The 10,706-nt window shown below is 40.8% G+C and carries 10 protein-coding genes; 5 read left to right on the top strand and 5 right to left on the bottom strand.

What is annotated here, in order from left to right; genetic code table 11:
* The first annotated feature begins 113 nt into the window (after positions 1-113).
* The 5 genes from IQ228_RS12715 (at position 114) to IQ228_RS12695 (ending at position 4,669) form a co-directional block, all read left to right on the top strand.
* Positions 114-386, top strand: coding sequence for a hypothetical protein (locus tag IQ228_RS12715; RefSeq protein WP_027403185.1), 273 nt, complete (start codon positions 114-116; stop codon positions 384-386).
* Positions 387-400: 14 nt separating this feature from the next.
* Positions 401-1,069 (top strand): ABC transporter ATP-binding protein, encoded by a 669-nt coding sequence (locus IQ228_RS12710; RefSeq protein WP_027403184.1) that lies wholly within the window; start codon positions 401-403, stop codon positions 1,067-1,069.
* A 582-nt stretch (positions 1,070-1,651) separates the two neighbouring features.
* Positions 1,652-3,295 (top strand): ABC transporter ATP-binding protein, encoded by a 1,644-nt coding sequence (locus tag IQ228_RS12705; protein ID WP_193963003.1) that lies wholly within the window; start codon positions 1,652-1,654, stop codon positions 3,293-3,295.
* A gap of 81 nt (positions 3,296-3,376) precedes the next feature.
* On the top strand, positions 3,377-4,096 hold the full coding sequence (locus IQ228_RS12700; protein WP_193963002.1) for a class I SAM-dependent methyltransferase: 720 nt from the start codon (positions 3,377-3,379) through the stop codon (positions 4,094-4,096).
* Between the two features lie 81 nt (positions 4,097-4,177).
* Entirely contained in the window at positions 4,178-4,669 is a 492-nt protein-coding gene (locus IQ228_RS12695; protein WP_027403181.1) for a GNAT family N-acetyltransferase, read from the top strand.
* On the opposite strand, the gene IQ228_RS12690 is transcribed toward IQ228_RS12695, so the two are convergent.
* From IQ228_RS12690 to IQ228_RS12670, 5 genes are all read right to left on the bottom strand, one after another.
* Positions 4,640-5,269, bottom strand: a complete 630-nt coding sequence (locus tag IQ228_RS12690) for an NTP transferase domain-containing protein (RefSeq protein ID WP_027403180.1) — start codon at positions 5,267-5,269, stop codon at positions 4,640-4,642. The two genes, IQ228_RS12695 and IQ228_RS12690, sit on opposite strands and share 30 nt — an antisense overlap.
* On the bottom strand, positions 5,266-6,417 hold the full coding sequence (locus IQ228_RS12685) for an XdhC family protein (protein ID WP_193963001.1): 1,152 nt from the start codon (positions 6,415-6,417) through the stop codon (positions 5,266-5,268). Before IQ228_RS12685 ends, IQ228_RS12690 begins: the two co-directional genes overlap by 4 nt.
* A 220-nt stretch (positions 6,418-6,637) precedes the next feature.
* Positions 6,638-8,767, bottom strand: a complete 2,130-nt coding sequence (locus IQ228_RS12680) for a xanthine dehydrogenase family protein molybdopterin-binding subunit (RefSeq protein WP_193963000.1) — start codon at positions 8,765-8,767, stop codon at positions 6,638-6,640.
* Positions 8,764-9,759, bottom strand: a complete 996-nt coding sequence (locus IQ228_RS12675; RefSeq protein WP_193962999.1) for a xanthine dehydrogenase family protein subunit M — start codon at positions 9,757-9,759, stop codon at positions 8,764-8,766. Before IQ228_RS12675 ends, IQ228_RS12680 begins: the two co-directional genes overlap by 4 nt.
* Positions 9,759-10,475, bottom strand: a complete 717-nt coding sequence (locus tag IQ228_RS12670) for a 2Fe-2S iron-sulfur cluster-binding protein (protein ID WP_193962998.1) — start codon at positions 10,473-10,475, stop codon at positions 9,759-9,761. The genes IQ228_RS12675 and IQ228_RS12670 overlap by 1 nt, the downstream gene beginning before the upstream one ends.
* Positions 10,476-10,706: the final 231 nt, after the last annotated feature.

Raw genomic sequence — 10,706 nt, 5'->3', positions numbered from 1 at the left:
AGTGGGGGAAGTGGGGGAAGTGGGGGGAATATTTCTTCCCAATGACTAATGACTAATGACTAATGACTAATGACGCTAGAATAGGTCTTAAAGTGAAAATTCATTAATTCTAAATGTTTACCATTGACTTAAGCATCAGAAATACTGCTTTCCCTATATCAGTACAACGTAAGTCTACTGAAGATGCCGAGGCTGTTTACCAGCTAATTTTGGCGGCAATGCGTTCTGGAAATCCTGATATTGTGGAACTCAAGTGCGAAGGCAAAACAGAGAAAAAAATTGCTGTCCGTGCTAGTGAAATTTCGGGAGTCCAGATTATCCAAAAAGATAGTGCGGCTACTAGCAGTGGTAGAGCGCCTGGCTTTGCTGCTTTTACTGCTGAATAACACAAGGTATAAACATGACAGCAGTAGGCATTGAAGTTAATAATTTAAACTTCTTTTGGCCTAATGGGGAGCAAGTGATCAAATCTTGCTCTCTTCAAGTACCTAAAGGTGAGTTTTGGATGCTTCTGGGGACAAATGGCAGTGGTAAATCTACGCTTCTGAGATTAATAGCGGGTTTATTAGCTCCTCAATCTGGGGAAGTTAAGATTTCACCTGCTGTTGGTTTTGTGTTCCAAAATCCTGATCATCAATTGGTAATGCCAACGGTTGGTGCTGATGTGGCTTTTGGATTGGTGGCGGAAAAGTTACAACCGGCGATGGTGAAGGCTAGGGTTGAGGAGGCTTTGGGGGCGGTAAATTTATTGTCTCTACAGCGACGACCTATTTACGCGCTTTCTGGTGGACAAAAACAACGGGTAGCTATTGCTGGAGCGATCGCTCGTCATTGTGATGTTTTATTATTAGATGAACCTACTGCTTTACTAGATCCAGATAGTCAACTCGATTTAGTGGCTAGTGTCCGTAATCTCGTTAAAAGTCGTGGCATTACGGCATTATGGGTAACTCATCGCTTAGAAGAGTTAAATTACTGTGATGGTGCTTTTTTATTGGAAAAGGGTTGTTTAGTTGATTCCGGTGAAGCCGAACGTCTTAAACAGCGATTAATTCAAGTACATCAATAGGCAGGAGGTAGGGGCGCAGGGCCTGCGCCCAGTCAGGAGTTCAGGATGAAGAAGGAATAAGTAATGGGACGGAATTAATTATACTAAACACGGTTGAGACATAGACTTTTACAAAATTACGAAAAACCTAGATTTGTGGGGGTTTAGCAGTGTTTAATGGTGTCAACTTAAGCTCAAATCCCTACCACATCTCGTTCCTAGTCTCTGACTAGGAATGCTATTACAGAGGCTCTGCCTCTAATAAGCTGTTACGCAGCTAAATTTGATAACCATAATTTACTTGAACTTTGTAGTGCGGGCATCTTGCCCGCTAGAATTATACAAACTAAATGCACAACAGCTTATCATTGAAGGCAGAGCCTTCTAGAATTCATTCCCAGTCAGAGACTGGGAATGAGATGACTTGAGTTCTTTGCGGGATAGATGTTTTACGTTAAGTTGACACAAATGAGCACTGCTAAACCCCTACCCACAGAATCAAATTATTAAGCCGTGTTGAGTATACACAATTGATTTTTCTGTTCCCTGTTCCCTCTCTCAACGAGTGAATTTAATTTTGTCCGACTATTTATTTAATTAATTATGAATGAAGCTTTATTTAGTGTTGAAAATCTCCGTGTAGCTTATCCTCGACGTGGTGAAGAGGTGGAAAGCTGGGCGGTTGATGATGTATCTTTTATTCTTCAGCCTGGGGAAAAAATGGGATTGGTGGGAGAGTCCGGTTGTGGAAAATCTACGATTGGACGAGCAATAATGCGTTTATTGCCTAATTCCAGTCGCACGGAAGGATTGGTGAAATTTCAGGGGCAATCTGTATTGGATTTGACACCAGCGCAAATGCAAAAGTTTCGTGGTGAAGCAGTGGCTTTGATTTTTCAAGATCCCATGACTCGCCTTGACCCGTTGATGACAATTGGCAATCATTGTATTGAAACTTTACAAGCTCATGCACCGGAGTTATCCAAACAGCAAGCGAAAGAAAAGGCTTTAGCGACTTTGGAAAAGGTGAAAATTCCTGCTAGTCGTTGGAGTCAATATCCCCATGAGTTTAGTGGGGGAATGCGTCAACGGGTAGCTATTGCTTTGGCTTTGCTGTTGAGTCCTAAGTTAATTGTGGCGGATGAACCAACTACAAGTTTAGATGTGACTGTTTCTGCTCAAATTCTCCAAGAACTAACGCGATTGTGTGGGGAAGAAAACATGGGATTATTATTGATTTCCCATGATTTGGCAATGGTGGGGGAATATTGCGATCGCATTGGAGTTATGTATCAGGGTAAAATGGTGGAAATGGGGAAAACGGCAACTGTATTTGCTCATCCTCAACATGAATATACTCAGTCTTTATTAAAAGCAGCTTTATATATTCAAAAGGAAGAGGGAACAGGGAAGAGGGAACAGGGAACAGAAAAGGTAAATCCCATTTTAAAAATTACAGAACTTAAACAGCATTACACCATAGAACCGAATTTTATTGAACGGATATTTAAAGAAGAAGGACAAACAATTAAAGCCGTAGATGGAATTAATTTAGAATTGTATGCTGGGGAGATTTTAGGCTTAGTGGGAGAGTCTGGTTGTGGAAAAAGTACACTTTCGAGAACCATCTTACAGTTGATTAGTCCCACATCGGGAAAAGTCGAATTTTTAGGACAGGAATTAACCAGGTTATCCCGTCAAGAAATCCGTTCTTCCCGTAGACAAATCCAAATGATCTTTCAAGATCCTCATGCTTGTTTAAATCCAGCTATGACGGTAGGACAAAGTATAGCAGATCCTTTATTAATTCATAATTTAGCTAATTCTGAAAAAGCGAAAGAACAGGTTTTATGGATGTTGGAAAAAGTGGGATTAACCCCCGCCGAATTATATTATCACCGTTATCCCGCCGATTTATCTGGGGGACAACAACAACGGGTAGCCATAGCCAGAGCTTTAATTACTCGTCCCAAACTGATAATATGTGATGAACCAGTGAGTATGTTAGATGCCAGCGTGCAAACACAAGTTCTTGATTTGATGTTACAACTCAAAGCAGAATTTGATTTAACCTATTTGTTTATTACCCATGATTTGTGGTTAGCAAGATTTTTGTGCGATCGCATCGCCGTAATGAATGGTGGTAAAATAGTAGAACTAGGACAGACTAAACAAATTTTTGCTCACCCCCAACATCCCTACACCCAAACCCTCTTAGCTGCTGCCCCTCTCCTAGCAAAAGCGTGACAGTAGGGGCGCAGGGCCTGCGCCCATCAATCATAAATAAGGACGAAGAAATAATAAAATCACCAATCACCAAAGTAATAAATGTCTAAAAATTCACCCCCTAATTTTTATAAAACAAATACCTATTCCTCAGACAAATGGCAAGAGAGAATAGCACAAGTAGCATATCGCTTTAATCGCCAATATCAAAATCAGAAATTTGAATTACCCGACGAAGTTCAAGAAATGCCAATATATAAAGAATGGATTAATGGCAGATTAAGTGAGAGAATAGTTTCACCATTTTGGGAAATTGCTCAACCTCAAAAAAACGAACATTGTTTAGATATTGGTTGTGGTGTTAGCTTTTTAATCTATCCTTGGAGAGATTGGCAAGCATTCTTTTATGGGCAAGAAATTAGTAATATAGCAAGAGATGGTCTTAACTCTCGCGGTTCACAGTTAAATTCAAAATTATTCAAAGGTGTGGAATTGGGACCATCCCACCATTTAAATTATCCTGAAGATCAATTTGATTTAATAATTGCCACAGGCTTTAGTTGTTATTTTCCTCTAGAATATTGGCAAGCCGTTTTAGTCGAAGTCAAACGAGTATTAAAACCAGGGGGACATTTTGTATTTGATATTCTTAATTCCGAACAGCCTTTAGCAGAAGATTGGGCTGTACTAGAAACCTATTTGGGTGCGGAGGTGTTTCTCGAACCCGTCGCAGAGTGGGAAAAAACCATTAAAGCTGGGGGTGCTAAAATCGTCAAAAGACAATTAGGAGAATTATTCGAGTTGTACAAAGTCCGGTTTTAAGATAAAATTATCGAATAAATGGCCTCTTAACGCTGTATTATTTGGAAAGATTTTATCAAGAATTTTGCCCAAATAGCCGCAATGATGATCCGCCATGCCCTAGAATCTGATTTACCCGCCATTGTCGCCATTTACAACGCTGCTGTTCCTAGCCGCATGGCTACCGCTGACTTAGAACCTGTGTCTGTGGAAAGTCGTATGGCTTGGTTTAAAGGAAGAGTCCCCTCAAAGTTTCCCCTATGGGTAATGGAAACGGAAGGGGTAATTGCTGGATGGTTGAGTTTTCAATCATTCTACGGTAGACCAGCTTACTATGCCACAGCGGAGCTTAGTATTTATATTTCTCCAAATTTTCAAGGACGTGGTTTAGGAAAACAACTTTTAGAAAAAGCTATTCAGGAAAGTCCCAGTTTAGGTTTAAAGACTTTAGTTGGTTTTATTTTTGCTCATAATCAACCCAGTTTAAAGTTATTTGCTTGGTTTGGTTTTCAAGCTTGGGGAAATTTACCGAAAATTGCTGATTTAGACGGAGTGGAACGGGATTTAATGATTTTGGGTTTGCGGGTGATGTAGGCATGAATTATGCTCAATTTGTTGATAATCATTAGGTGTATCAATATCAATTGCCCCCAAAGGAAAGGGAATACTAAAAACTTCGTGATAGTGGTTTCTAATTAATTTCTTCGCGCCTACATCTTCAGTTAAATTTGCTAATTTTGAGAAAAAACTCTGATTAAATAAAACGGGTACACCTAATGTATTTGCATATTCACAAGCAATAATAGGTTTCTTTGTATTATAGTATTTTGAGACTAAATTATTGATAATGTCAGCAGAAATAAATGGCTGGTCACAAACAGTAATAACTACTGCATCTATATTTTGATAATCAGTGATAATTGATGAAATTCCTCGACGAATTGAAGAACTCATTCCTAAATGCCAATCTGGATTTTCAACTATTTTAATATCAGATTCGCTAATTTGAGAACGGATATTTTCTGCATTTGCTCCCAATACTACTACTATAGGTTTGCACACCGAAGCAACTGCATTTTCAATTGTATGCCTCAGTAAGCTACTTCCTTGATAGGGTAAGAGTTGTTTTGGTCTACCCATGCGAGTTGATGCCCCTGCGGCTAGAATAATTATAGCAATATTTGATTTAGTCATTGTTCAATTTTAATTTCTTGCATCTGATTTCGAGAGTAAATTGGTTCATTGCGATCTTTTAAAAAACCACCATTACGACTTTTAAGTATAGCTTGAATTTCTGTAATTATAGATAATGCTATTGTTTCTGGTGTATCTGCACCAATATCTAAACCCACAGGAGTATATAACTTTTGTAATAGTTCTGGTGTTTGTTCTATTCCTTCAGTTAGTAAATCATTTAATAATCTTGCAGTTCGCTGTTTTGATCCTAAACAACCTAAATATTTCAAATTAGATGGTATTAGCAATTTCAAAATTTCTAAATCATCAAAATAATTATGATTCATGACCACAGCAATAGTATTTTCTTTGATAGATATATGTTGATGAACAATTTCCCGATGAGTTAGGATCACGTTATTAGCCATCATAAAACGTTCCTTGGTTGCTTCAATAGCACGACAATCAATAATAGTAACTTGCCAACCTAAAGCTTTAGCAAACTCTACAACTGGTACAGCATCACGACCTGCACCAAAAATAATTAGGTGTGGGAGAGGCTGAATGAATTCAATAAAAACATTAACTTCACCTGATAAAAGTTGATATTTATGAAAACTTGAATATTGATTTTTTAATGCCGATTTAACATCTTTAATTAAGGATTGAGTTAAACTAGATTCAGCAATGTTAGTATTTATATTCCCGTCAGAATTGAGAATTAATCGCGCTCCTAACTGGACATTAATATTACCCTCAACACTAAAAATAGTGGCAATAATTCCTGGTTTTTGATTGTTAAAACATTGATGAATAAAAGTTAATGGATTAAGTGAATCATCTTGATAAAGACACTCAATCAAAACATCTACCACACCATTACAACCCAAACCAAATCCCCAAATAATATCTTCATCAGCATTGGTGTCATAAGTAACCAGTTTTGGCTGACCATCTGTGATTAAGCGAGTATGTTGAAATACATCATTTTCCAGACAACCACCACTGATAGTTCCCACCATTTTACCTGTTGACGTGATCAACATTCGCGCTCCCGGTTGACGATAGCTAGAACCTTGAACATTGACAACAGTTGCGAGAAAAACTGGTTCACTATTGTCTTGACTGTCTAAAAATGCTGTAATAATAGAATTTATCTCTTTCATATTTTTGCAGTATCCTCATTTGGGAAACTGGTTTAATAAATTACATGAATTTTAGTCTCACGCAAAGGCGCAAAGACGCAAAGGTCAGAGTTTTAAAGGTTTAATTTGGGAATTTCATACCTTAGTTCAGCAACGCCAAATCCTAAAGCTCCCTCTGCGCCTCTGCGCCTCTGCGTGAGAAAAAAAGAAATTGATTCCCACACAGAGGCAAAACACACAGCTAAATTAACTTATCCGGCGTAATTGGTAACTCACGAATGCGTTTACCCGTAGCATGATAAACAGCATTAGCGATCGCTGGTGAAACACCCGTAATGCCAATTTCACCCACACCACGCACCCCAGCAGAATTAAAATTCAGATCAGGTTCACCCACAAAAGAAACTTCAATGCGGGGAATATCTGCATGAGTTGGGTAATGATAGGTAGCCAAATCATAAACCACCGGATAACCGATATTGGGATCAAACTGGCAATCCTCCATTAAAGCGTGACCAATCCCCATAATTACAGCCCCCCGCACTTGAGAAGCGGCAGTTTTAGCATTCATCACCTTGCCAATATTCATCACAGACACCCACCGCGTCACCTGTAAGCGGCCGATTTCTTCATCTAGGCTGATTTCGCAAAAATGTGCGCCCCAGGACTGGAAAGCCCATTTTTTAGCTTCCTCACCCGGTGCAGAAGAACCCGTCGCTTCAAAAGCCGCCCGTTGGGACTGACGCAGACTTGTAAACGCCTCTTCGGCAGTTTTCGCTTGGGCAGTTTTCAGCACCTCCTCACAGGCCGTCATCACTGCTGGTATAAGACTTGCCGTCATTTGCGAACCACCAGCAAGACCACCGTTAGGGAATAAAGAATCACCCAATTCCACCCGCACCTTTTCCACTGGTAGCCCTAAAGCATTGGCCGCCGTACTGGCAACAATGGTATAAGCACCCGTACCCATATCATTACCACTGGTGAGAACATGAGCAGTACCATCTGCTAATAACCTGACTTTTACCGAAGCTGAACTTCTTAAACCGGGAAAAGTGGAAGCAGCCATACCCAAGCCGATGAGTTTACCGTCGCGGGATAAAGAACGGGGTTTTTGAGTTCGATTTTCCCAACCAAATTGTTTTGCACCCACCTGCAAGCATTCCGCAAAATGTTTTGCAGAGAAAGGTAAACCCCGGCTTTGATGTTCCTTTGTTTCGTTCTTTAACCGTAATTCTACGGGGTCTATGCCCAATTCCCAGGCTAATTCATCCATTGCGGACTCTAAAGCATACAAACCGGGATTTTCCCCAGGCGCTCGCATAAAGGTAGGTGTACCAATATTCATGACTCCTATTTGTTGGGATGTTCGCAAATTCGGAGTAGCATACATTGCCGGGGTAATACCTGTACAGGGTTCAGCAAAAACATCTACAGGGGAAGTATAAGATTTTGCTGTATGTTCAATTCCCTGCAAACTACCATCAGTTTTAGCAGCTAAACTAATAGTTTGCTCAGTTTGCGAACGGTGTCCCGCATTTGCTGTCATTTGTCGCCGACTGAGAACCACTTTCAGCGGACGCTGAAGTTTTCGCGCCGCTGCTGCACAGAGAATAGCGTGTGGCCAGGGAAAGGCTTTAGAACCAAATCCTCCGCCTAAAAATGGCGTAATAATTCTTACCTGTTCTGGAGCAAGTCCAAATAATTCTGAATATGTGCGTTGGCTACCTCCTACCCACTGAGTCGGTTCATAGACTGTCAGGGAGTTGGAATTTTGCCACTGGGCAATAATGGCATGAGGTTCCATGGGTGCGTGGAGTTCCGTCGCTGTTTTGTAGGTAGCGGTAATTTTCGCTGCTGCACCTGCCATTACATCCGTTGAATTACCAGTAGCAAAACTACCCTTGGCAAATTTCAAGTCTTCCCCAAACATGGAGGGAGCATTTTTTAAGGTAACTTTTTGGGGATCTAAAATTGGTTTTTGGCTAGTATATTCAACTTTAACTAAATGTGCTGCTGCCTTTGCTTGTTCAAAGGTTTCTGCTACTACTAAACCGATAATTTGCCCGGCATAATGAATTGTGTCATCTGCTAATGGTAGTCGCGCTTCGTAAATTTTAGAATTGACAAAATTATTGCTAGGCTTAGAAATTTTGGGGGCATTTTTATGGGTGAAAATGGCAATTACACCGGGATATTTTGCTGCTGTTTGGGTGTTGACACTTTTTATTTTTCCACTGGCAATACTAGCAGTTATTAAATAACCATGAACTAAATTTGGTATTTGATGTTCGGCGGCATAGGTGGCTGTACCTGTTACTTTTGCCTGTCCATCTTTACGATTAATATTGGTTGTAGTTATTTTATTCATGCTATACCTCCTCCTTGAGCCGAAACCGTGAGAGCGCGACGAATTGCCCGTTTTGTTAGTTCAATTTTATAACCGTTATGAGCTAAAGGTTTTGCTCCCTGTAAAGCGATATTTGCCGCTTGGGTAAATGTGGAAATATCTGCTGGTTTACCAATTAAAAACTTTTCTGCTTCTACTGCTCGCCAAGGTTTATGGGCGACTCCACCCATTGCTAAACGAGCATCTTTGATTTTTTCCCCAGCAATTTCTAAAGCCGCCGCTACAGATATTAAAGCAAAAGAATAGGAAGTGCGATCGCGCAGTTTTAAATAAACTCCTGATTTCGCAAAAGCTAAAGGTGGTAAAATCACAGAAGTAATTAATTCTCCTGGCTGTAAATTACTATCTTTTTCTGGTGTATTTCCTGGCAAGCGATGGAAATCTCCAAAGGGAATTTGTCTTTTACCTTGAGGTCCTTCCACTTCTACCACCGCATCTAAAGCCGCCAATGCCACACACATATCAGAAGGATGAACTGCGACACATTGATCACTTGCAGCGAGTATTGCGTGCATTCGATTTATCCCCGTTGCTGCTGGGCATCCAGTTCCTGGCTCACGTTTATTACAAGCAAAAGCAGTATCGTAATAATAAGGGCAACGAGTTTTTTGTAAGAGATTACCACCGACTGTGGCCATATTGCGAATTTGTTGAGATGCACCAGACAGAATTGCCCTAGTTAACATCGGGTAATCACGGCGAATATCAGTATGATCAGCTACAGCCGTATTTGTCACCAACGCCCCTAACCGCAGACTACCATTAGCCATTTTTTCGATCTTCTGCATCTGTAGGCGGGAGATGTCAATTAGTTGTGATGGCTCGTCCACAAAGGCTTTGAGACGATCAACTAAATTTGTACCGCCACCAATAAACATAGCATTTTGGTCAGCAACGGCTCGGTTGACGGCATCTTTTACCGTGGTAGCGCGAATATAAGTGAAGTTATTCATTATACTGATACTCCCTGGGATTCACTGGTAATGATATTTGCCATTGGCGAAGGAGGTTTTTGGCCAATTGCTTGTTGAACTGCGGCGACAATTCCGTTATAAGCACTACACCGACAAAGATTCCCACTTAATCGTTCTTTAATTTCCGCTGTCGAGAGTTGAGCTAATTGGGGAGGAGCTTGTAAATCTGAGGTGACTACACTAGCACAACCGCGTTTAACTTCCTCTAGCAGTGCCACAGAGGCGCAAATTTGCCCTGGTGTACAGTAACCACACTGAAAGCCATCGTTGTCAATAAAGGCTATTTGCATGGGGTGGAGACTATCACCGCTGGCTAGTCCTTCAATGGTGACAATTTTTTTGCCTTCCTGCATGACTGCCAAAGAAAGACAAGAATATACTCGTTCACCATCAATCAGCACAGTACACGCGCCGCACTGTCCATGATCACAGCCTTTTTTACTACCAACTAATCCTAAACGTTCCCGCAGGGCATCCAGGAGAGTCACACGCGGCTCAATACTGAGGGGGCGTTGCTCACCATTAACATTGAGTGTTATATTCATCTCGCCGTTGCCTCCTAGAGTAGTTTCTTTGGCTGCACTTTCTTGAGTCAGCAATGCAGGAACAGTAATAGCCGCCCCGGCTGCGGTGAATGCTTGTCCGAGAAACCCACGTCGGGATGTTTTCCCTGGTTTCTGGTTAGATTGTTCCATAATTGGGAATTGATAACAATATTACTGATGATATAGCAGGAGTCATGATGTAGGAGCGCAGAGTCAAAAGAGATCGCACTCAAGGGGGAAATTTTACTTCAAGTTTATAAGGGAAATGCCGAAAACCCTTGAAGATGTAGCTGACTTAGGAAGCTACATCTGTGCTTTAGACAAGGGATGAAGGCTAGTTGCTTTCCTTTATCCTGCATTGACGTTAATCGCGTTGCTGTT

Origin of the sequence: Dolichospermum sp. LEGE 00246, assembly GCF_015207865.1 — a bacterium.
GTDB classification, from domain to species: domain Bacteria; phylum Cyanobacteriota; class Cyanobacteriia; order Cyanobacteriales; family Nostocaceae; genus Dolichospermum; species Dolichospermum heterosporum.
This window is presented reverse-complemented; position numbering and strand designations above follow the sequence as displayed.

Bases quoted from the DNA above. Each gene is read 5' to 3' on its own strand.
- IQ228_RS12700 (WP_193963002.1), top strand. From the start codon at position 3,377: ATGTCTAAAAATTCACCCCCTAATTTTTATAAAACAAATACCTATTCC.
- IQ228_RS12675 (WP_193962999.1), bottom strand. From the start codon at position 9,759: ATGAATAACTTCACTTATATTCGCGCTACCACGGTAAAAGATGCCGTC.
- IQ228_RS12695 (WP_027403181.1), top strand. From the start codon at position 4,178: ATGATGATCCGCCATGCCCTAGAATCTGATTTACCCGCCATTGTCGCC.
- IQ228_RS12710 (WP_027403184.1), top strand. From the start codon at position 401: ATGACAGCAGTAGGCATTGAAGTTAATAATTTAAACTTCTTTTGGCCT.
- IQ228_RS12705 (WP_193963003.1), top strand. From the start codon at position 1,652: ATGAATGAAGCTTTATTTAGTGTTGAAAATCTCCGTGTAGCTTATCCT.
- IQ228_RS12680 (WP_193963000.1), bottom strand. From the start codon at position 8,767: ATGAATAAAATAACTACAACCAATATTAATCGTAAAGATGGACAGGCA.
- IQ228_RS12715 (WP_027403185.1), top strand. From the start codon at position 114: ATGTTTACCATTGACTTAAGCATCAGAAATACTGCTTTCCCTATATCA.
- IQ228_RS12685 (WP_193963001.1), bottom strand. From the start codon at position 6,417: ATGAAAGAGATAAATTCTATTATTACAGCATTTTTAGACAGTCAAGAC.
- IQ228_RS12670 (WP_193962998.1), bottom strand. From the start codon at position 10,475: ATGGAACAATCTAACCAGAAACCAGGGAAAACATCCCGACGTGGGTTT.
- IQ228_RS12690 (WP_027403180.1), bottom strand. From the start codon at position 5,269: ATGACTAAATCAAATATTGCTATAATTATTCTAGCCGCAGGGGCATCA.